Genomic DNA, 21,554 nt, shown 5'->3' on the forward strand with positions numbered 1-21,554 from the left:
TCACCTCATTAGCTAGCGTACAAGCTATCATTAATAAGCTTCACTATTTTATCCACTTCTTCACCAAGTTCTTTCTTCAATCGTGTGTAACCACCTTGACTTTTAAACGGTTCCTCTGAAAAAGCTTCTTCTGGATTAGGTGCAAGAATAGGCATTTCAATTAATTGTTTTTCGATACGTTCTAGCCATTTACGTTGTCTAGGTGTCCAATCATGCATAGAATAAACCTTTTGCATTGCATTTTTCACACGTACTTCCGTTGGTACTAACGCTTCACCTAATGCAGCTTGGCGGATAAAACTAATAATATCTGCTGCAATTTCTTCATTCTTCGCTTGCTTCCAGGCAGTTTGTAAATATTCCTTTTTAAAATGTTTCGTTGCCAGAATTACTTCAATCTCACGCAAATCTTTTCGTGTTAAATCTTTTGGTCTGGTACATACAATTTGAAGAGCTGGAATCTTATTTATATTTTCCCTGATGAACTGTACGAAACCATCGAGGTAATCAGCTGGTCGTTCATTTCCTTCACCATAGCCACGATTTACATCTGTCACTTTATCTTCATGTTTGGCAATTACTTGTAACTCTTTTGGTGTTTTGTAGTCAGCTACATACTCAAATAAAACGCTATCTGCTTGTGCTTGCCCAGGTGTATATCCTTTTAATTCTTTTGCCCAATCATCAACAGTCAATCCTTTAGATAATTGCTCAAACTGTTTTTTAGCTTCATCATTTAACTTTTGCTTTTTACGTTGAATTTTCGCCACTAATTGATCTAAATAGTGTTGCGCCTCATCTTGTGTTTCTGCTTGTACAAATGATTCATGAAGTTCCTCAATCGTTACATTCTGTTGCTTTACAACTGGCCTCATTTCGGTATATTTTTGCAATTGATTATAAATACCAACTACATCGAAAATACGAAAATGTGTTTTTCCAATTTCAGGGCACAAACGTGTTGCACGTCCTAACATTTGGTCATATAAAATACGGGACTTAATACGACGTAAAAAGACGATATTGGTAATGGTTGGTACGTCAATACCTGTAGTAAGTAAATCTACTGTGACAACAATATTTGGCATACGTTCATTTTTAAAACGCTTAATCATTTCATTCGGGTGATAAATAGAGCCTGTAATTTTTACAATCGCATCATCTGACACGTCATCTTCTCGGTCTTCATATGCTTCTTTCAAAAGACGCACAACTAGATCTGCGTGCTGGTCCGTTGCTGCAAAAATTAATGTTTTTTCTCTACTCTCTGGGTCAATATAGTCCGTTAATTTATTCAAAACTGCGCGGTTAAATCCTTCTGTAATCACTCGTTTATTAAAGTGTTCAACATCAAATTTTAATTCATCCTCAAGTTGCTCTAGTATGATATCACCTTGCTCTGGATCATACACTTCAACTTCTTCACCTTTTTCAAACTTAATACCATGCTCTTTTAGTTCTGTTTCAAATAAATAAGGTGGTTCATGGTCTACTAAATAACCATCCAAAACCGCTTCTGTATATGAATATTTATAAATAGGTGCACCAAATATTTCCGTTGTATGAAGTGCTGGTGTTGCCGTTAAACCGAGAACAGTCGCATCGAAGTAATCAATTACACGCCTATATTGACTTACATACTCATTTTGGTCGCGGTATAAGAGTTCTTCATCAGACATTTCTCGGTCACTTGTATATCCTCGATGTGCTTCATCAACAATAATGAAGTCATATTGTCCAACAGAAGGTAATTCTTCGTTATCACTATAAAACAATCTTCTAACCATACCTTGGACCGTTACAATATGTACCTTTGTTTCAACATCAGGTGTCATATCTTCAAGAGCTTTTACATCATAAATAGATGAGAATGATAAACCATTTTCCATCTTGGAATCTTTTAACGCATCCATTATTTGCTGTCCTAGTGAATTTCGATCAACTAAAAATAAAATGCGCCGAGACTTCTTCGCTTTAATAAGACGATACATTAGTGCAATTGCTGTACGAGTTTTCCCCGTACCTGTTGCCATTGCTACAAGCATCCTTCTAGCTCCTTGAATAAGTGCTTCTTCTGCTGCTAGTACAGCTTTTTGCTGATAATCACGTAAGCCAAATTTCGTAATATCTTCTGCTTTTAGTCGTTCATTTGCTTCCCTATCATCAACATCTAAAAGAAGTTTTAAGTCGGCTGGTGAGTGCCATCCTTCTAAAGCATGTGCATGTTTATTTGGTATGCGTGAATCCCAGAACCAAATGCCGGACTGGTCCTGCAATTGTTTTAAGTAAGGGCGGCCATTTGATGCATATAAAAAAGGTACTTTATAATCCCCGTTTGGTAGAAGTAACTCAATGCCATCTTTTTCTTCCACTAAACGAGCATATATTTTTGTTTGACTTTCAAGAGCAGCTGGAATGTCCCTATGCTTTGCTTTTGCTTCTACAATTCCTACTAATTGTAGGCCATTAAACAAAGCGTAATCAGCATACTTTGTTCCAACTCTCCATTCTGCAATTGCCATATTTTTATTTTTTTCTGGCATTGTTCCGCGTTTCTTATAGTTAAATTTTTCAGTATCAACCATCCAACCAGCCGCACGTAACTTATCATCAATAATTATTCGTGTTTGTGCTTCTGATAATCGGTGCTTTTGAATGTGTTGTTTTGACTTCTTTTTTCTCTCTACTTTTGTTTCTTTGGAAATTACATCTTCAGCGATAATATCTAATCGTTTAATTAATTCTTGTTCTTTCTGTGATATTTCTTGTTCAAGTTCGTCGATTCTTGTTTGTAACTGTTTTTCAAGTTCATTTGTTTCTTTTGGCTCTTCGTAAGCTTTAGGTGTAAAATTCCAATCAACATAAACTTCCATAAACCAAACAGAGAGCTTATATGCCAACTCAAGAAGCATTGTGGCTTCTTTTGGTGTACCGAAGTTTGCTTCGTGGGAGGCTGTATTTCCTTTACGGCGTAGCGTATCAAATATATCTAAAATTTCAGGTTCCGCTAAACCTTCACGACGTAATGTATTAATTCGGTTTACTTGGGTTGTACCATATGCCTCTCGAATATTATCAGAAGCAAGAATGGCTTTTGCAATCGATTCCCCAAGCAACCGCAATTTCATAATTGAAGTATGAGGATCTCGATAAATATTTCGTTCAGCACTCTCTCCTAACTTAGCTAGTACCTCCCACTCACCTGTATAGAAAGCAAAATTGCTACTCAAAACAATCACCGCACTTTTCAAAATTGTTACTTTTATTGTACAACAATTTTCCTATTCATCAAATTATTTATCTAGCTAACTTCCCACCTTTACTAAAAGTAAGTATCCTTTCTATTTAAAAAAGCACCTTCCACCAAAAGTGGTAAGGTGCAACTGCCATCTTTCATATAAATCCCCTTCTTAATTACGATCCGCTCTCCATATGTTGATTATAGATATTCCCACTTCAATTTCAAAGAACTATAATCCATATTGCTCATAGGATTTTTTTCAAAAAGATATTTTGAAACCATATTTAAATTAGTAGTTGAACCATTATAATCGGGATCACTAATAGGTGTCTTAGAAATAAAGTCCCTTACTTCTTCATATAAATTTTCGTTATTAATGTCAACCCTAAAATAATGCCATAAAGCGGCATAAACTATACCTAAACCAATACTAAATTTATTTAATTTGGATTCTCCGTCTTTTAAAATTCTTGGAGAAAATGGATATTCCATTTCATCCGCTAATTTAAGAATAAATTCATTAAAGAGTTCAAATTCATTAATTAAGTTTGATAAATTTTCTTCTTTTCCTTCTTTAAATAATTCCGATTTTTTCTTAAGAAAATCCTTGGATATGTCACTTGCATTTCTAATGTCAATTAAACCATTCTCAATAATATTTAATATTACACATAATTCTTGGTGATTTCTTTGTTTACTGTTTCTTACATTCGTTATATTATATATCAAATATAATTTGTTTTCTTTTGTATCCTCATAATTTCTATATTCTATAAGTTGATTAATGAATTTACTTATATATTTATTTGATTCAGAAAAATAGGTAACCATTTCAATTTCTTGTACTTCCAATTTCTTTGTATTAGTATTATATCTTTTAAAAAGTTCGATTTCCTCTTCAGATTTATCAAATCCCTCGAACTCCAAAATTGATAAGTTACTTCCTAAAATTTTTATTTTATCATCAATACTTAAATCAGAGAATCTGAAATTATTATACTCATCTCTTAATTCAAGTCCCTTTAAAGGGAATTCATTATTAATATATCTATAAATAGCATTTAAACGGTGCTGCCCATCCATTACATGTCTCATCTTATATGGATTTTTATTATTTCTTATTAGAAAAATTTCTGGTATGGGTATGCCAATTAATAGTGATTCAATAATACTACTCTCTTCCTTTAAAGTTGACTTATAGCTTCTTTGATAATCAGGACTAATTATGATTCCATTAATATAATCCATTACATCATAGGGTTCATTTACATCTAACTTTAGAAATTTTTCTCCTTTTTCGATAAACTTAACTATATCTTGTACGGAAATTTCTGGTCTTTTATATTTAATATTTGAAGAAAAATACCTGATCATTTTAATTTCACTCCTCCTTGCATAACTTCATAGTTAAACCTAATTGATTTTGCTAAATTTTGTTTATCGGGATATATACTTTCAAATGTAATTCCTAAACTAAACAATTCCTTAAGTATTTCTTCTTTATAGTCTTTATTTATTATAGCAATCCCACATTTATCCTTTAAGTTATCTAGAAAGTCTTTTTTATCCATGTAATCTTGTTGAGAAACCCTTAAAAAACACCCTTTTTGAAAGTGGATTCTCTCATCTATATTTGGTAATTTAATAAAGTAAGAGCAGGAAGAATAATCTTTTAAATACTCCCTTTCACTTTCCATTTGTAGATTTATTAGCTTCTCTTCTTTATTAATTGAACTTTTATTAAATGATGCTGAATCTATAAAGAAAACAATCGAATGATTCTCATTGTATGTGTAATCCTCTATTGCGAATAATAAAGATATTATATGTGCTTCTGTAAAATCAAGGTATTCAGTAGGTAAACCATAATGTTGCCCTTCTGCACGTAATTCCTCCACAGTTCTTTCTCTTGTGTCTTTTATGTAATGTGCTATTCTTTGTCTAAAAGTCTGTTCATATCCTTTTGCATGTACATCCTGTTTTTTCTTATGAATTCTATATAGGGAAGGTTCTAAATCATAACTACAGTTTTTTTGACCTCGTGAAACTAAATTATTGGGCATCCTTGCTTCAAGGTCATAAATAAACTGAGTATAGTCACTTAGTGAATTTATTAATCTTACATTAGACTTATCTTCTATTAAAAATTTGTTAGCAATAGTTTCTTCTACTATACTCTCATCCCAAATATCATTCTTCTTTTTTTCATCAATTTTTTGAATTAATTCTTTAATATCAATCTTTAAATTACCATCAACAATTTCATACATCTCTAACAATTCTTTTATTGTTAAATGCTTAATATTCTCTACATCTTCAGTATCTTCAGCACTTTTCTCTACCGAAGAAGAGGTTCTTTCAATAATCTTCACACCATCTAATAAATATAATAAATTTCTGTACAGTATTTTATTATGGTCTTCAATTAAGAATCCTTCAAATGAATTTTCAATATCTTGTTTTTCAAATTTCTCATTAATCTCAATTATTTCTTTTCTATAATTTCCATATACATAGTAATAGGCATCTTGGTTTTTTTCTAGGATTTCAGATTGCATCTTTGCTTCTTGGAATATCGAAAAACTAAATATATCCATTAGTTCACTCCCTTTATTATTACCGATATTATAAATAAAAAGGACATCACAATTGTCACATTAATTAAAATTCAATATTAAAAATACCCATAACATTCGTTATTTTCGTTTAATGCAAAGAAAAGAGATATTTATTTGTAATGGATAAGTCAGGCAGTAGCCATTCCAAATCCAATAAAGAAAGTACCAACGCATGTACAAAATCACACGCAATTTCAACTTAGACAATGGGTTTTACCAATTAATTTTCAACTATTTGAAGAAAAGGTGAAAATTAAGAAATTAAATTACTGTACGAAAAAAAAACGAGTCATTTCTTTGTAATGATACCTGAACCCAACAAACTAAAGCTTTGTTGTACCGAGGGACAGGATCCATAACTATTAAATCAAATAACTTAATATCCTTTATCAATGATACGATGTTGTACTAATAAATGCATAGTATCAAAAGAAACTACCAACTTAATAAACTTTTAACTCCACTCCAAACAGTATTTACACCTGATTTAACTGTATCCACAATAGATTTAACCACATCATTTGCAACTTCACGGACCTTTTGAACACCCTTTAAAACGGTATCTCCAACTATTGAACCTGCCATGTATCCTACTGTTCCACCAACAAATCCTCCAACGACAGTACCTACTGGACCAAATACTGTTCCAATAGTTGCTCCAACCGTAGCAGCTTTAGCACTAGCTGCTATTCCAGCAACTGTTGATATAGTAACCTGCTCCATTTTATCTATTCCTTCTTTTATAGTAAGTTCACCAGTAGCCATTTTGCCAATCACTTTTACATTTTCAATTGCTACGTGAGCAATATTTGCAATAGTTCCTGCTGGTGTACCTTTTGGTATAACAGAAATAAGCCCCTTTTCTGCACCTACTTTTATAGCTCCTGCAGCCGCTGCTTTAACTCCAAAATCAGCACCAGATATCAAAGCGGTTTCTAGAATCTCTTCCCCGTCAATCGATTCCCCATTCCAAACTTTTTTAGCAACATTAAATCCTACTCCCATTGCTGCACCCATCAAGGCGGCCTGTCCAGCCTGTTTTCCGATTCCCATCGCTAAGTCTTTAGTATGATATTCGCTCCAATTCAGATCATCCCATTTCCCACTTTGAGCCTCCTTTTGTAAATCCTTAGCAGATTGCTTTGAAAGTGGGTTACTTCTCGTTCCATCTGGTGCCTCTATGATATTTGTTGAATTTTTTATATCAATTTCTTGGCCATCTGGAACTAATTTTCTCTGACCTCTATAGTCTCCCTTTTTAAAAGCATCTAGAGTACTTTCAGCATCCTTACAATATTTTGATTGATATCTTCTTACAACTTTACCGTTACCATCAACAATCACAACATCTACAGAATTTTTAGCATAAACTTGTCCTTCTGGTTGTAGAACCTTTGCTCTATACTGACTACCAGTTGACTCTGCGTTCAAATTAAATGTTTGAGCATGATATTGTTCGGCTATGAATCCATCTAGTTGCGGATTTAAATTTACCGCACCATTTTGAGTGATAATTGTTTCATATAAAGCATCATTCGCAGAACCTAGTGCTGTATCTAAATTTTGAAGATATTTTAATGTTTCCTGAACTCTTAGATGTGCAGTAGCCTTTTTAGTTTCAGAGGCAAACCATGACTCCTTGCTTCGACCATTATTAATTGCTTGTTCAAGTGAAAACTTTTTTTCTTCATTCACTTTTATTGTACTAATAATTTCAGTACTAATTTTTTGTATTTCCTGATCTGATTTCTCAGGAAGATTAATGTGCAATTCCATCGATAGCCATTCCTCAACTGACATACTATCTTTATGAGCAATATAACTTTCCATGAATTTCTTTTGAATAGGCTTTAAATTTTCAGCATCAATTCCTATTAAAAGGGGTTCAAACATATCATCTATCAATAAGATCTCATTGTTTTTCACTTCCAGCATGATTTAACCTCCTTACTTAACATCTGCTTTATTCGCAGGCTTAATATCTATTTTGCTAATAGTATCTTTAATTTGTGAAATTTTTTCTTTTAGAGTGCTAGAAATAGATTTAGTATCCTTAACGGACTTTTGCATATCTGCCGTAGTTACAGTCTCTTGCCCATCAATAAAGGCATTTTCAATAGTGTCTTTCACTACAGCCTCCAAATCTGCACCATTAAAACCTTCTGTTTCTTTAATTAAAGCAATAGAATCGATATCTTTTGTCCACTTACCACGTTTCATTAAATGAATCTCAAGAATCTTACGTCTTTCCTCTCCATTAGGTAAATCGACAAAAAACAATTCATCAAATCGCCCTTTTCGTAAAAATTCTGGTGGCATCTTTGATATATCATTAGCTGTTGCCACTATAAACACCGTATTCTCTTTTTCTTGCATCCAAGTAAGAAACTGCCCAAACAGGCGGGTTGTAACATCACTTCCACCGCCATCTCCACCGACACCTGAAAAGGCCTTTTCAATTTCATCAATCCACAGTACACACGGACTAATAGCTTCTGACAGTTTGAGTGCCTTTCTCATGTTATCCTCAGATTCACCGACATATTTGCCTAGCAATCTACCAACATCAAGACGAACCAGTGGAATTTCAAAAAGTCCTGCTGTTGCTTTAGCAGTAAGGCTTTTTCCACATCCGGGCATACCAATAATCATAATACCTTTTGGAATATCAACACCAAATTTGATTGCTTTATCCAAATTACTAAAAATCTTGGCTTTTTTCTTTAACCATTCTTTAAGATTTTCAAGACCGCCAATGTCGTCAATTGTTTCCTTAAAATTCACGATTTCTAACATACCTGATTTTTTTATAAACTGCTCTTTTTCCTGAAGGATCAATAGCTTATCTTCTTCGTCAATAAACCCTCCGTCTTGGTAAGCAAGATTTAATATTTGTTTAATTTGGAACTCATTTAATCCCTTAAAAGAAAGAGCGATATCATTTATTATCTCCTGGTCTACCTCAATATCAAGATCTCTTACAAAGCTTTGAATAATACCCATTATTTCAATATTAGTAGGTAACGGAATATCGAAAACTGTTATATAATTTTCTAACTCAAACGGAATAACAATTTTTGAGGACACTATGAAAATTGTTGAGTTATATTCTTCACGATAGAGGTTATCCTCGGCGATTCTCTTTAGCAATGCAATTACTTTAGGATTACTCAATTGATCATGAATGTCCTTCAGAACAATAAATATATCATTTTCAAATCCGTCATCCATAGAAATTTTCAAAAATTGTTCCAACTCACATTCCATAACTGGACTCTTAGTGTGAAAATTTATTGCACCTAGAGCATTGTTAAATTCAACGATCTTAGCTCCATGTGATACATTATTTAACGCTTCATCGATAACTTTAAAATCAAAATGATTAATATATATAATGGGGTGTAAAGCATCAATATATGAAGCCAATATATCTTCAGATTTTTTACGCATAAACTACACCTCCATATACAGTAATTTATGTTTTGAGTTGTTACTCTTATAGTCAATACCTTCTATTATCATAAAGTTCTTATTAATATCCGTACTACTTAAATCTCCACCTGAAACACCAGCACTTCGAATATAGTTCCCAACTTGCATTGACAAAATCAAGTATTTTTTTCCTTTAGGCTCAACATCCTTCCAATAACCATCTGTTGCACCTGAGAACTCTCTTAGGTTTTCTCCTAGTATTTCAATTAATTTGTTATAGTTATTTAGGAAATTGCAGATTTCCTCATACATTTTACTTTTATCCGAATCGTAAGTAAAACTAAAATCTTCTGTCACCGTCACAATATTCCCATTTTGATCCTTAGTGAGAATAGGCAGATATTTTTTACGCATATTTTCATTCATTAACATTACGAAAATAGCTAGCGGAGCAAATTCTAAAAAAGTGTAAAATAACCCTCGGTAATCCATTAAATACAAACTATAATATTTCTTATCTATTTCTTTAATTGCGGATTTGATCTTCGCAATATCATTTTTATTTTCAATAATAGAGTCAATTAATTGTTTATATCCTGTATGATAATCATCTATAATTGCAGATACCTTAAAGTCCATATTCTTATATTCTTCCAAGAAATATTCTGTTTCCTTCTTATATTTCAAAATGTATGTATTTTCTTCAATGGAAATAGGATCAACCTCTACACCAAATAAAACAATTAACTCTTTTATCAAATTTAATGTATCTAAACCATGAAGTTTTTCTACCATTTCTAGTTCTTTATTATATCCCCGTACATTAAGCCAACGTTGAAGAAGTTCATTATTATAATAATTAAGAACATCCTCAATTGAAAAATTATCTCTTAAATCTTCCAAAGTTCTTACTGGATTCCCGTCACATATTAAATTAAACTTAATCGTTTTAGCCATAATCTTTTCCTCCAACTTTTTTCTCCTATTTTAAGCAAATCGAGCCTCCTTGGCTCCTTAACCACATATCAATTCCATTACCATAAACCTCACCACTAAATCCAAGTGATGTACCTTTTTATAACGGCAGATAAACTAAATGTGAATATTAAAAGGTCAAATTAAGACTAAATTTTTAGCTGGTACAGAATTAAATTTGCCCTGTAATAACCAACTTGTTGATTCATGTTTTTCAAACTTTCCACCAATGCCTAACCCATATTCTAATACTTTTGCGCTAAAATCAGCGTTAACATTAAAGTCTTCTTTATATTCTAATTGTAAGGAAAATTTTCCTAAATTAAATTTTAATCGACCACGCACTATTTCCTTCCATGTGTTCTCGTGTTCATACCAAACTAGATTGTCTGGTAACTGTGGTGCTATCTTATTATTTGGAAGATGAAATTCACTAATAATACCACTAGCTGAGCTTTGTTTAGATTCGAAATTCACTTTAGAATTAATAGGTACACCATCAACAGAGAAATTATCATCCATATTAGCAGCGAAATCTGTTTTCCAACCTGTCTTATGTACAACTTTTATTTCGGTTGCCCCTAAATGAAGTAATAGATTAATAGCTTCTGCCCACTTGTGTTCAAAGGTTAGCCTATGAAAATTAGCAAATGGAAAGTAGGTATCCTTATCTACTGGATGTGCAACATAAACTGTGTTTTTCAATGGATGACCAACTTGGAATTTTAGTTTCGACTGCTCCTCTAAAACGATAGGTTTAATATCTTCATTTTCCCAAACTTTATCTATTGTGAAGTCTTTCCCATTTGTTTTTTCCTTGATGCTTCCAATAACATTAGTTACAAGATTTACTGAAGGTACTAATGATAACTTCGTCCACTTTTTTTGTTTTAAATTATCAACTATTCTCGAAGGATTGAACGAATCGTGAAAGGTTTCTTTTAACGAGTCAAATACCACATCTGCAGTATCCTCAAGAAAGTTACCTTCATTTTTTGATTTTAAATCTTTGTATCCATCCACTATATGAATAAATTGTCTTTGACGGTATGGCAGTGATAATAGCTTTTCTTCTCTGCTCATAAAACAGCTCCTAGTTTTTTGTTAAATTTTATCATATTACCATGATTATAGTACTACTCCCACTAAAATTACATAATTATTTTCTTTTTGTTAATTCAAAATAAAAAGCCATCAGAGCTGGGATTAGTTTTGTTTATATTTTTCTTAATCTTTTAGATTATTATCAGTGCTTATTCAAGTTTTGTAAAAGAAATCCTTGCATCTACAGGAATATCAAGAAAACTATCATCATTTAATGTAAATTTCTAAGATATATAATTTGGTATAATAATATAAAAAAGATGAATTGGGGTATCTGTATGGAATTTACATTATTGGATAATGGCATAGATTCATTAAAAAAGACACAAGACTCACTCAAAAGATTTGATGAACTACATCGACCAAATTCATATCATCTTCTCAAAGATGCAATTATATATCTTAATCATGGAATTGAAATATTATTAAAATACATATTATCGAGTAGGAATGAATCTTTAATATTTAAGGATATAAAAGTGTACATGAAGGCAAAGGAACAATTAAAGCATATGCCTCCAAAAGTAAAAGGATTTGGCACATACTTAGAAAAAAATCTGGCAACTGTATTTGATGTTCCAAAAGATAAATTACAAAATAAAATATTAGAAACTATTACCTTAAGAGAAGCAGTAGATAGAATAGAACTTTTATGTGATATTGAAATTACGAAAGAATTTGGGGATTCTATTTACTTAATTAATAAGTATCGGAATGATATAACTCATCACTCAATCAAACTAACTTCAGAAGAGGAACAAGAATTAATAAAGGAGTTAAAAATTCTATACCTTAATATATTAGGTTTTTTTGAAGAACAAATTCCTGGAATATATGAAAAAGTAGATTTAGAAAGATTTGAAATAACACAAGCGGAGATGAAACAATGGCAAGAAGATATGGAAGATTTTTATCATGAAAAAGCAATGAGTGATTTAAGTGAGGATGATTTATGGTAGAGGCGTAACAAAGTTACGCCTTTTTTTATGTTTAAAAAGTTATACATTTAAAAGAAACTTTTTATAATTAAGCATTCCAATTGATTTATCGGAATACGTTACTAAATACGCTTAACGTCAAGCTGTGCTACCAACACATTTTTTATTAATATACTAGTGGACTTATTTGAATTATGCCCATAAGCACTTTTAAATCTTCTTCAGGAAGATTTTCTATTAATTTTCTTTGGCTATCTTGGTTTGGCACCAAGATTACTGCTGAACATAAATCAAAGTAAAATTCGTTAGATGGTAACCTCCACTCTCTTTCATGAGTCCAATCTATCAAATTGTTTGCATTGTTAAGGTTAAAGTCAACAATCCTCCAATATTCATCAGGGGGCAGTATTTTCTTTGCTTTTTCTTTTTCTTCATAAAAAACGGGCCTTGCCCCTTTGTTAAAAATATATTGTTTAGGAAACGCTATCCCATAATATGAATAACGAGTTTTTCCTAATAGTTCATGCTTGAAATTATTTTCATGAAGAATGTTTTGCAATACACCTGAAATAGGTGCATCTTGAAAACAGATAGCTTTTCTATTTCCTGTTATAAAACCTGAATCTGTTGAACTTCCATTAAGCTTTCTTTCCTTAATTATTTTCAGCAAACGGTGTAAAGCATCTAAATTTATTGTTCCAAGAGGACCAATTTCATCTTTGGTCATATGGTAAACAAATCCGCTAAGGTCTGAACGATATTGTAATCGTTTAGACCATTTTTCACTATCATATCCCATTGTTTCCACCTCAAAGTATTTTTCAGTTAATTTAATAATATAAAAATCTATTAATATTTGACAATAAAAAAATAACGCCCAAAATTTTGGCATGCTATTCACTAGAAGTATGGACAAATCTTTCATCTTCGCACATCGCTTCTTGTTGCAATTGTTTAATAGCTTCTGCTCTTTTTGCAGCGTTTTCTTGAATTATTGGTATTTTAACTTCCATTTCGGGGTCTTTAGGGAAAGCATTCACCCATACCATGATCGCCATTGATAACAATATCGATATTGCACTGACACCAAGCAGTATTGTATTCACAAGGTTCTTAAACTTTTTCATGGTTTTCATTCTCGAGCAGTTTCAAGTCTTCAAGTAGTTTGGGCGTTTCTTCAAAAAAATAAACTTGATACCCAGGTCTGTTTTTATCACGCTTGGTATATAAAAAATTGTGATTCCCACGAATCAACTCAACTATTGTGCTTTTTTGTATACTCGTATTTCCTTCATTCAAATTCCTCCCCATTGCCATGATCGTGGCTCCACAACGAATATACCTATTTGTATTATTAATTCAATCGTAATCGGTTTTTCTTATTTTCTGTCAGAATATCCTTCATAAACCATATTCAGTTTTAGAATATGTGATAAAATAGTGAACAAGATAATTTAAAAACAAGTAATACGAGGTATAAATAAATGAATTATTATCAAGCTAGAATCTCAATCGAGACAGCTAGATTATTAGAAAAAATGAGATGTGATTATGAAACAAAAATAGGTGGAACTGTTACTAAAGGAGATTGCTTAATAAAAGCCTTTGAAGATTCTCGCTGGGTTGAAGATTCTTCTTATGATACCGATTGGAAAAGAATACACGAAACCCCACTTCCTATAATCAATAAATCTGATTATGAAGTTAGTTCTACTGCACAAATGCTCAAAATACAAGTAACAGATGATGTCAAAGAGGGAATTCAAGACTTAAAGATGAAATTACCCGTTCTTATCGGAACTCGCTCTGTTACAGTTGGGGTTTGTATTCGCGGGATATTAAAAGCAGCTTATATCAAAAATAATGATTTTTATGATGAAAAGAAAAACTCAGATATCAAAACTGATATGGCAAAACTTTTTGAAGAAAAGAGGGAACTGGTAACTTCAAGTTTTGATAATGATATACAGAAGCAAATTATTGAGCTGTTAGACAATCTTGAATCTGAAATATTAAAACTTCACTAAATAATAGAACATTACTCAGGAAAACTTATATTTCTTGAGTTTTTTTCTGTTCAATAAACTTTCTTACATTTTTTAGCACATTATTTATGAATTAACTTTTCTATTTTGATAAAATATTTTTGTTGGGGAAAGAGTAAGAAAATTACGAAATAAATTACGAAAAGCATTTGAAACCAAAAATGCAAATGGCAAAAAAGTTAATATTTCTATTCAAGACCCAACTAGCCCAGCGTACCTTGAATTTATCTCTGTGAAAATTCGTAATACTAATATGACACTTTTACAAAAATATATTGAAAAAGCATCATTAATTAATGGTGATTTAGTAAATTTAAAAATCGGAGTTTGGAATAAGCAGCTTACTTTTAGTGCTGATGATATTCTTCTAAAACAAAAAACTGATAGATCTTATTGAAATTTGATAATCATATTTTAGAGGTAATTAAATGAATCATATCCCTAGTTTAAACATTCAATTTTCAAGAAGAAAATAGCAATGTTTTCACTTTCCTGCTATCTCGGAGATGAACGAGTAGCCACAAATCCAAACAATATCGCTCGTATTATTCGCCTCGCAGTTACAGAAATGCAAGAAGGTTATACAGCAATGAGGGAAAACCTCAAGTATGAAGCAAACTTTTCAGAGCAAGGCTATAAACCTGTATGGATTGTCTTCGATGAAATGGGAGCATTTCAAGCAAGTGGAACGGATAAAAACTCAAAAGCTGTTGTTAGTGGGGGAATGGACGGTATCAAGCAGATTACTCTCCTCGGTCGTCAAGCTAGTGTATTTATCTTGATTGTAGCCCAGCAGATGAGAACAGAAACGCTGAATACTGACCTCCGTGATAATTTGGGACTACGTATTGCCTTAGATGCTAACAGTAGTGATGGTTATAGAATGGTATTCGGGTCTGCTACTCCAGTAATACAACCAATAGAAACTAAAGGAGCTGGATTCTTGTATATGCAATGGCCAGGAAAAGAAACTCTCAATACTGGGAAAGTCCTTATCTTGATACAAAAAAATTTGATTTTATTAAAGAATTACAGCTTTAACTTTAATAGAATACCTAAACAATAAATTTACACTTTACCGCCAATTTACACCACTTGATTTGATTGAGTTTTGTAACTAATTAATAAGATTTATCTATCTTCATACAAAAGTCGATTAACTCAAGAGGTTCTGTTGAGCGTTCTTTGCTCAACACAGTTAAACTATTAAAATTTTGTCTCAACTACTAATCGAAATTTTCTTACAAAAATTCTGCACAACATTTGAATTAATCACTTCTTTTTGATATACTTTTTTGTAAGAATATTTGTACTAACAGAGAGAGGGATTTAATGAAAATTTATACTTATACTGATTTTACAGCCCATCAAGGTCACTTATCTACAATCGAAGCCGAAGAAATTTATTCAGAGATTCTTGTCTCAGCAAAACTCATTGATAGCGAATTTAAAGAGTTCTGGGAAGATTTTGTAAAAGCTTCTGTTACATATGCAGAAATCAGAGGAAAATGGCTCACTTTGAGCCGTGAAGAAAAAATGGATATTGACCCTTCTAGAACGGCAATACATAATAATGTGATTCTTACTATCAAAATTATTAGTCGCTATATGGAGCAACAAGGCTGGAATAATCAATGGTTCTATAAGTTAAGTAGCAATGAAGTTCATGAACGCAAACGTATTGGAGATTTTGCCTGTTATGTCGCTTATTTGCATGCTGTAAATGCAAGGTAATAAAGTAAAATGTTTAATCTCAATAAACTAGAGAAGAGAGGGACAATAATAATGAAGAATAATAAACCAGAACAAATTAGAGAAATCAAAAATTGGTTTCAAGAATGTGATACTAAAAAAGTAAAACCTTGGGAGTATGACTTTAAATGCAGAAATCTGAAAGAAAATAAAAAATCGATAGAAAATCCCATAAAACAGATTTTTGAGTGGTATCTGGATGATAATGAATTATATAGTAAAGGAGAAATCGAAGCGACTGACTTAGCTATAAATATATATTCAATTCTTTGGGATATTGATTTATATTCAACAATATTTGACACTGATATTATGAATTCTTTTTGGAGTACCTACAAACAAGCTCTCTTTCTTAGAACTGGTAAGCTTTATGGTAAGTGGAAAAATGGAAATATTAACGGAGAAACATTTAATACTCTCTTAAAACAATTTGACAATGATAAATACAATGAGATAAATAGTTTATTTTTCGGATTTGCTTCTAAAACTCATACACTCGGAAATTTTACTATTGAAACGAAAGGGTTTAACAAAGGACGGCAAGGAAATGATTATTGGGACTACGCATTATCATTAATGAAACAAAGTGAAGCTATCGGTTTTAACTTTAGATTTTATGTCGATAAATTTTTTATGACAGATTATCTTAATGAAGATTATACTATAAAAAAACTTTGGGATGAGCATGATAAATTGTATTCTCTACCAAAAAGCATTACTGACATACAAGAATTCTTAGAAAATGTTGAAATAAATATTGAACAGCGAGGAATATGTATGGTTAAAGCTCTCTGCAAAAAAGTTATCGAATATAATCCAGAATTTGAATCAGAACTAGAAACGTATTTCTTCTATGGAGAGATTATGTAAATAGTACTGATGAACAATAAAAAGAGTAGTAACTTCAATTCTACTAGAAAAAGGTGTTTTTATGTCAATAATTTATTCAATGAGCGATATTCACGGACACTACAAAGAAATGCAAAAATCTTTGGAAGTTATAGATTTAGACTCAAATTCTGAAAATCTTCTTTTATTTCTAGGCGACTATGTTGATGGTGGAATAGATTCTTATAAAGTTTTAGATCATATCATGAAACTACAAAAGAAATATCATAAGCAAGTTATCGTTTTACTTGGGAATCATGATGAAGCTTTCCTTAACTGGTTAAATCTTATGGACAATAATATTAACGAGTATCCCACAAGTGACGATATGCGGACAATAAAAAGCTTTTTCACAGAAGAAGAATTGGAGAGTATTATTCGAGTATCTAAAACTTTAGCAAGAGATGGTGACTTCCTTGGAACATTCATTTTTGAAATTAATTACCGTCTCAGAACTCGAGAAAAGTTCAAACCACTTGTATCATGGCTCAGAGAAAAGGAAAAAGAAAAACGTTACTACACTACAGATAGTCAAATCTATGTTCATGCTGGCATTGATGAAGAAGCTGAGGATTTATGGGAAGTAGGAACTCCAGATTTTATATTTACAAATAAATATCCAGCAACGTTAGGTGATTTTTATAAGGATATTATCTCAGGTCATATCCATACTAATGAAGTATCAAAAGATACTAGCAATTGTGGTAAAGTCTTCTGGGATAAGCAAAGCCACTTCTTCATTGATGGCAATACAAGAAAAAGTGGTATTGTTCCAATTCTAAAATATGATTCTAGAAATAATTCTTATTCTAGTTTTACCTTACAAGACGATAACTCTTGGAAAGAATACAGTATTAAAAAATAAGTTTACAGTCCGAGTTAGCATAAGTTCAAAAGGAGGAAAATAAGGATGTATGTCACCATTCTTGATTATAAAGAGCTTAAAGAAGTATTAAAACCTAAATATCAAAATTTAATGGAGGAGGAATTTATTGCAATTATTCCAATGTCTTATAATAGGGAAACACTTCAAAGGTTTTATGAAGAAACTGGAGTTACTGTTTTTCATTACATTATTGATGAAAAAAATAGCAGAAACGTTTTCTTTAATAGATGTGGCGCATATCCAGAATATGATGAGGGATCAGATTGCTTTATTCAAGCTTCAGGTGAATATTCAGACTATTATAGAGACATCGGTCTAAAATTTGATGTATGTATTGAGGAATATGTGCAATTAATGACACAAACTGTGGATTTAAAGCATTATGTAATTGTTCCAAAGGAAGTAATGATGCCAGATGGAGATCCAAGGGATCCTGAAAATGAAAAATTTCATAAATTTTACATAGCTATCGAGAGAGAATGAAAAGTTAAATTTATCGATAGAAATTTATCGACATTAATTGGAGGAAAATATAAGGAAAAGGTAATTTCTTGTCACTTTTCCATAAGGGGTGGGTTATACGACCTAGAGATAAAAACGCTAATTCTCAATATCAAGTTATTACCAACACTCATGCAAATGATTTGTTGAAAGAAGTACTACTAGAACTTCAAATAAAACCACTAATCTCTGTTCATGGACTAAGACACACGCACGGGAGTGTGTTAATACATAAAGGTGCAACATTACAGTATGTAAGCGAGCGTCTCGGGCATCTAGATTTTGAGACAACTTATAGAAAGCATATTCATCTTTTAAAAGAGGGCCGAGAGGCAGACAAAAAGATTGCAATAAAAACATTTGAAGATATGTACAATAAGGATTAAAAAGACAAAGAAATGTGTTAAAAGCTTATCATGAGTTAATAACTTGATAAGCTTTTCTCTTTCTCAATATATGTATAATCATCCTACTACAAAACTTTATACTTAAGATCTAACTTCATGGTTGTTTACGTCTATTTTTAAGATAGTTGAACTACATTTCATTGTGTAAAATCCGTGTAGTGAAAAATCGTTTCCTATCTTAATTGAACGTAACTTCAAAAATAAAAAACTGACAAACATTGATATATCAACATTTGTCAGTTTCGAAAATTCTTTAAAAATAACTTATAATTCTTAAAAATACCGGTGGTCGGGGTCGAATTAGAATAAATGGTATTGATTCTATAAGGTTTGAGTGGAACAATGTGTAAAATTTGTGTAATACGATTCAGATATTAAAGAAGGCAAACCCTATTGCCTGCTCATTTTATGTAAACTTAGATTATCTTTTTGAACGAAATTATCAATTTTTTATAGTTGGTATTTCAACAATTGAACTTACTCTTTTTGAAATATCGTGAATACAGTGTTATTTGATTTAAGTGGTACTCAGTTCATATTCAAATGTTTTTCTCCACTCTCTCAAGAAGTTTAATGATACTAGCTTCAAAGTATTTAGATTAGATATTACATTATTTACTTCATCAATATTTACATCCGCAATTCCATGAGCAATTTTATTCCTTGTTGCATGATTACAGTCAATCCATGTATTATCTCCTTTAATAATTATTGGCCATACTTCACAGTCTCCCCAAATATACTTGAATGATTCCCACGTTTGTGCCTTCGAGCCATTTTTCGTTTTTTCTGTCCTAGGTTGATATTTTGATGTAACAATTTCGATTGAATTCCAAAAAGATAAGAACGCATCAAAAGGATCTTCAGAAACTAACCCTTTCCTATACCATCCATATGCTCTTAAAAATGTAGGTTCATTTTGAGATAATAGCATTGACTCATCGAATGCATTAATAAACTCATGCTTTTCTATAAACCTCTTTACATTAGTACTTCTAGTTAAATATTTTCTGCCATCGAAACTTAAAAACAATGGTTCATCAATATCAATTACTAGACAATCTAACATCTGACCAATGAATATCATTGCTGCATTATTTGCCAAAATTCTCGTAGGAGCATACGCAGTAGCCTTAATCACAATACCATCATTCGAATTCTTAATTTCTATATCACTAAAAAAGGATTCATTTCTTGTGTACCTTTTTGTTTTCTAAAAAATAATGTTTCTCTTACTTTAATCATACCAAAAACAAAAAGTTCAACTTCCCATATTGTCATGACCATTTACCTCCAACCACTTCTTTAATGCTTTCTACATTTACAAGATTTATTTCCCTTATATAGTTTTATCAAATGGGTGCGAATATGTTCTAGAAATTGATTCTTTGATCTTTCCGCCGGGATTAAGTGTCCTTGAGTCAATTTTTAAAACATACCCGTACCAACTTAGATACCTCCTATCCTAGCCTAAACAAGTTGTAATCCTGATTAAATTCATCGGAATACCTTGGGTGTATATGAAATAAGGTTGTAGCACAATATTTTTACGCACACGACTATAAGACACGACTAAAATAAAAAGGACTGCGTGTTCAGTCATTAAGACTAAACTCGCAATCCTTTTTATATCGCAGAAAAAAGCGGGTTTTAGTTAAAAATTAATACCGGTGACCAGGGTCGAACTGGTACTCCTCACGGAACACGATTTTGAGTCGTGCGCGTCTGCCAATTCCGCCACACCGGCATATTATTATGGAGGCGGCAACCGGATTCGAACCGGTGGATAAAGGTTTTGCAGACCTTGGCCTTACCACTTGGCTATGCCGCCATATAAATTGGAGCGGAAGACGGGATTCGAACCCGCGACCCCCACCTTGGCAAGGTGGTGTTCTACCACTGAACTACTTCCGCGAAAGCTGGGCTATCTGGATTCGAACCAGAGAGTGACGGAGTCAAAGTCCGTTGCCTTACCGCTTGGCTATAGCCCAATAATAAACTTTAAAATAAATAAAAAAATGGGGCGACTAATGGGGATCGAACCCACGAATGCCGGAGCCACAATCCGGTGCGTTAACCACTTCGCCATAGCCGCCATAATAATTTTAATTGGCAGGGGCAGTAGGAATCGAACCCACACTGAAGGTTTTGGAGACCTTAGTTCTACCTTTAAACTATGCCCCTATATAAATGGTGGAGGGGGACGGATTCGAACCGCCGAACCCGAAGGAGCGGATTTACAGTCCGCCGCGTTTAGCCACTTCGCTACCCCTCCGACAATCTCCTGGTGCCGGCCAGAGGACTTGAACCCCCAACCTACTGATTACAAGTCAGTTGCTCTACCAATTGAGCTAGGCCGGCAAAATGATAAATGGTGGCTCAGGACGGAATCGAACCGCCGACACAAGGATTTTCAGTCCTTTGCTCTACCGACTGAGCTACTGAGCCTATGTATAAATTTTATTAAAAATGGCGGTCCGGACGGGACTCGAACCCGCGACCTCCTGCGTGACAGGCAGGCATTCTAACCAACTGAACTACCGGACCAGGTTTTTTTCAAGGATTGAAAATAAACTTCCTTATAATCTTCCTTGAAAATAACTCTTTAAATTGCGGGGGCAGGATTTGAACCTGCGACCTTCGGGTTATGAGCCCGACGAGCTACCGGACTGCTCCACCCCGCGACAATAATATTTATGGTGGAGGATGACGGGATCGAACCGCCGACCCCCTGCTTGTAAGGCAGGTGCTCTCCCAGCTGAGCTAA

18 protein-coding genes and 11 tRNA genes are annotated in these 21,554 nt (G+C 32.7%); 8 read left to right on the plus strand and 21 right to left on the minus strand.

Annotated features, from left to right (window positions below; translation table 11 throughout):
• Nucleotides 1-8: 8 nt before the first annotated feature.
• The 7 genes from hsdR to AC3WJF_RS17505 form a co-directional block, all read right to left on the minus strand.
• Nucleotides 9-3,230, minus strand: a complete 3,222-nt coding sequence (gene hsdR / locus AC3WJF_RS17475; protein ID WP_492454486.1) for a type I restriction-modification system endonuclease — start codon at nt 3,228-3,230, stop codon at nt 9-11.
• Between the two features lie 209 nt (nt 3,231-3,439).
• Complete coding sequence (locus tag AC3WJF_RS17480; RefSeq protein ID WP_492454488.1) at nt 3,440-4,615, minus strand: DUF262 domain-containing protein; 1,176 nt, start codon at nt 4,613-4,615, stop codon at nt 3,440-3,442.
• Entirely contained in the window at nt 4,612-5,838 is a 1,227-nt protein-coding gene (locus AC3WJF_RS17485) for an FRG domain-containing protein (RefSeq protein ID WP_492454490.1), read from the minus strand. The genes AC3WJF_RS17480 and AC3WJF_RS17485 overlap by 4 nt, the downstream gene beginning before the upstream one ends.
• A 456-nt stretch (nt 5,839-6,294) precedes the next feature.
• On the minus strand, nt 6,295-7,794 hold the full coding sequence (locus AC3WJF_RS17490; protein WP_492454492.1) for a hypothetical protein: 1,500 nt from the start codon (nt 7,792-7,794) through the stop codon (nt 6,295-6,297).
• 12 nt (nt 7,795-7,806) lie between these two features.
• Nucleotides 7,807-9,309, minus strand: a complete 1,503-nt coding sequence (locus AC3WJF_RS17495) for an AAA family ATPase (protein ID WP_492454494.1) — start codon at nt 9,307-9,309, stop codon at nt 7,807-7,809.
• 3 nt (nt 9,310-9,312) lie between these two features.
• A complete protein-coding gene (locus tag AC3WJF_RS17500) occupies nt 9,313-10,248 on the minus strand; it encodes a hypothetical protein (RefSeq protein WP_492454496.1) in 936 nt (311 codons plus the stop codon).
• 156 nt (nt 10,249-10,404) lie between these two features.
• The gene (locus AC3WJF_RS17505) at nt 10,405-11,349 is read right to left on the minus strand and encodes a hypothetical protein (protein WP_492454498.1); all 945 of its coding nucleotides are present in this window, start codon (nt 11,347-11,349) and stop codon (nt 10,405-10,407) included.
• A gap of 299 nt (nt 11,350-11,648) precedes the next feature.
• Between AC3WJF_RS17505 and AC3WJF_RS17510 the strand changes: the two genes are divergently transcribed.
• Complete coding sequence (locus AC3WJF_RS17510; protein WP_492454500.1) at nt 11,649-12,329, plus strand: hypothetical protein; 681 nt, start codon at nt 11,649-11,651, stop codon at nt 12,327-12,329.
• 145 nt (nt 12,330-12,474) lie between these two features.
• Here AC3WJF_RS17510 and AC3WJF_RS17515 read toward each other — a convergent pair whose 3' ends face one another.
• Together AC3WJF_RS17515 and AC3WJF_RS17520 are read right to left on the minus strand one after the other, a co-directional pair.
• Nucleotides 12,475-13,200 carry a DUF2971 domain-containing protein gene (locus AC3WJF_RS17515; protein WP_492454502.1) on the minus strand — a complete coding sequence of 242 codons (726 nt, stop codon included), beginning with the start codon at nt 13,198-13,200 and terminating at the stop codon, nt 12,475-12,477.
• A gap of 1 nt (nt 13,201) precedes the next feature.
• On the minus strand, nt 13,202-13,435 hold the full coding sequence (locus tag AC3WJF_RS17520; protein WP_492454503.1) for a hypothetical protein: 234 nt from the start codon (nt 13,433-13,435) through the stop codon (nt 13,202-13,204).
• Between the two features lie 357 nt (nt 13,436-13,792).
• Between AC3WJF_RS17520 and AC3WJF_RS17525 the strand changes: the two genes are divergently transcribed.
• The 7 genes from AC3WJF_RS17525 (at nt 13,793) to AC3WJF_RS17555 (ending at nt 18,766) form a co-directional block, all read left to right on the plus strand.
• Nucleotides 13,793-14,335 carry a hypothetical protein gene (locus AC3WJF_RS17525; RefSeq protein ID WP_492454505.1) on the plus strand — a complete coding sequence of 181 codons (543 nt, stop codon included), beginning with the start codon at nt 13,793-13,795 and terminating at the stop codon, nt 14,333-14,335.
• Nucleotides 14,336-14,831: 496 nt separating this feature from the next.
• Nucleotides 14,832-15,419, plus strand: a complete 588-nt coding sequence (locus AC3WJF_RS17530; protein ID WP_492454507.1) for a hypothetical protein — start codon at nt 14,832-14,834, stop codon at nt 15,417-15,419.
• A gap of 266 nt (nt 15,420-15,685) precedes the next feature.
• Nucleotides 15,686-16,087, plus strand: a complete 402-nt coding sequence (locus AC3WJF_RS17535) for a hypothetical protein (protein WP_492454509.1) — start codon at nt 15,686-15,688, stop codon at nt 16,085-16,087.
• Between the two features lie 51 nt (nt 16,088-16,138).
• Nucleotides 16,139-16,975, plus strand: coding sequence for a hypothetical protein (locus AC3WJF_RS17540; RefSeq protein WP_492454511.1), 837 nt, complete (start codon nt 16,139-16,141; stop codon nt 16,973-16,975).
• Between the two features lie 61 nt (nt 16,976-17,036).
• Complete coding sequence (locus AC3WJF_RS17545) at nt 17,037-17,858, plus strand: metallophosphoesterase (RefSeq protein WP_492454513.1); 822 nt, start codon at nt 17,037-17,039, stop codon at nt 17,856-17,858.
• A gap of 45 nt (nt 17,859-17,903) precedes the next feature.
• Entirely contained in the window at nt 17,904-18,362 is a 459-nt protein-coding gene (locus tag AC3WJF_RS17550; protein ID WP_492454515.1) for a hypothetical protein, read from the plus strand.
• A gap of 68 nt (nt 18,363-18,430) precedes the next feature.
• Nucleotides 18,431-18,766, plus strand: a complete 336-nt coding sequence (locus AC3WJF_RS17555; protein ID WP_492454517.1) for a tyrosine-type recombinase/integrase — start codon at nt 18,431-18,433, stop codon at nt 18,764-18,766.
• A gap of 538 nt (nt 18,767-19,304) precedes the next feature.
• Here AC3WJF_RS17555 and mauJ read toward each other — a convergent pair.
• From mauJ to AC3WJF_RS17615, 12 genes are all read right to left on the minus strand, one after another.
• A complete protein-coding gene (mauJ, locus tag AC3WJF_RS17560; protein WP_492454519.1) occupies nt 19,305-19,928 on the minus strand; it encodes a methylamine utilization protein MauJ in 624 nt (207 codons plus the stop codon).
• A 524-nt stretch (nt 19,929-20,452) separates the two neighbouring features.
• Nucleotides 20,453-20,534, minus strand: a tRNA-Leu gene (locus tag AC3WJF_RS17565).
• A gap of 9 nt (nt 20,535-20,543) precedes the next feature.
• Nucleotides 20,544-20,618: transfer RNA gene (locus tag AC3WJF_RS17570), tRNA-Cys, on the minus strand.
• A gap of 8 nt (nt 20,619-20,626) precedes the next feature.
• Nucleotides 20,627-20,701, minus strand: a tRNA-Gly gene (locus AC3WJF_RS17575).
• A 5-nt stretch (nt 20,702-20,706) separates the two neighbouring features.
• A tRNA-Gln gene (locus AC3WJF_RS17580) sits at nt 20,707-20,778 on the minus strand.
• A 28-nt stretch (nt 20,779-20,806) separates the two neighbouring features.
• Nucleotides 20,807-20,882 (minus strand) — tRNA-His (locus AC3WJF_RS17585).
• A gap of 15 nt (nt 20,883-20,897) precedes the next feature.
• Nucleotides 20,898-20,971, minus strand: a tRNA-Trp gene (locus AC3WJF_RS17590).
• A gap of 7 nt (nt 20,972-20,978) precedes the next feature.
• Nucleotides 20,979-21,062: transfer RNA gene (locus AC3WJF_RS17595), tRNA-Tyr, on the minus strand.
• 10 nt (nt 21,063-21,072) lie between these two features.
• Nucleotides 21,073-21,148: transfer RNA gene (locus tag AC3WJF_RS17600), tRNA-Thr, on the minus strand.
• Nucleotides 21,149-21,159: 11 nt separating this feature from the next.
• A tRNA-Phe gene (locus AC3WJF_RS17605) sits at nt 21,160-21,235 on the minus strand.
• Between the two features lie 22 nt (nt 21,236-21,257).
• Nucleotides 21,258-21,334, minus strand: a tRNA-Asp gene (locus tag AC3WJF_RS17610).
• A gap of 63 nt (nt 21,335-21,397) precedes the next feature.
• Nucleotides 21,398-21,471: transfer RNA gene (locus AC3WJF_RS17615), tRNA-Met, on the minus strand.
• Nucleotides 21,472-21,554 lie beyond the last annotated feature (83 nt).

It is taken from the genome of Heyndrickxia sp. FW510-T9 (assembly GCF_058781025.1).

Bases quoted from the DNA above. Each gene is read 5' to 3' on its own strand.
- AC3WJF_RS17480 (WP_492454488.1), bottom strand. From the start codon at position 4,615: ATGATCAGGTATTTTTCTTCAAATATTAAATATAAAAGACCAGAAATT.
- AC3WJF_RS17530 (WP_492454507.1), top strand. From the start codon at position 14,832: ATGTTTTCACTTTCCTGCTATCTCGGAGATGAACGAGTAGCCACAAAT.
- AC3WJF_RS17535 (WP_492454509.1), top strand. From the start codon at position 15,686: ATGAAAATTTATACTTATACTGATTTTACAGCCCATCAAGGTCACTTA.
- AC3WJF_RS17510 (WP_492454500.1), top strand. From the start codon at position 11,649: ATGGAATTTACATTATTGGATAATGGCATAGATTCATTAAAAAAGACA.
- AC3WJF_RS17515 (WP_492454502.1), bottom strand. From the start codon at position 13,200: ATGCCAAAATTTTGGGCGTTATTTTTTTATTGTCAAATATTAATAGAT.
- AC3WJF_RS17545 (WP_492454513.1), top strand. From the start codon at position 17,037: ATGTCAATAATTTATTCAATGAGCGATATTCACGGACACTACAAAGAA.
- AC3WJF_RS17485 (WP_492454490.1), bottom strand. From the start codon at position 5,838: ATGGATATATTTAGTTTTTCGATATTCCAAGAAGCAAAGATGCAATCT.
- AC3WJF_RS17495 (WP_492454494.1), bottom strand. From the start codon at position 9,309: ATGCGTAAAAAATCTGAAGATATATTGGCTTCATATATTGATGCTTTA.
- AC3WJF_RS17490 (WP_492454492.1), bottom strand. From the start codon at position 7,794: ATGCTGGAAGTGAAAAACAATGAGATCTTATTGATAGATGATATGTTT.
- AC3WJF_RS17550 (WP_492454515.1), top strand. From the start codon at position 17,904: ATGTATGTCACCATTCTTGATTATAAAGAGCTTAAAGAAGTATTAAAA.
- AC3WJF_RS17505 (WP_492454498.1), bottom strand. From the start codon at position 11,349: ATGAGCAGAGAAGAAAAGCTATTATCACTGCCATACCGTCAAAGACAA.
- AC3WJF_RS17500 (WP_492454496.1), bottom strand. From the start codon at position 10,248: ATGGCTAAAACGATTAAGTTTAATTTAATATGTGACGGGAATCCAGTA.
- AC3WJF_RS17525 (WP_492454505.1), top strand. From the start codon at position 13,793: ATGAATTATTATCAAGCTAGAATCTCAATCGAGACAGCTAGATTATTA.
- AC3WJF_RS17540 (WP_492454511.1), top strand. From the start codon at position 16,139: ATGAAGAATAATAAACCAGAACAAATTAGAGAAATCAAAAATTGGTTT.
- AC3WJF_RS17520 (WP_492454503.1), bottom strand. From the start codon at position 13,435: ATGAAAAAGTTTAAGAACCTTGTGAATACAATACTGCTTGGTGTCAGT.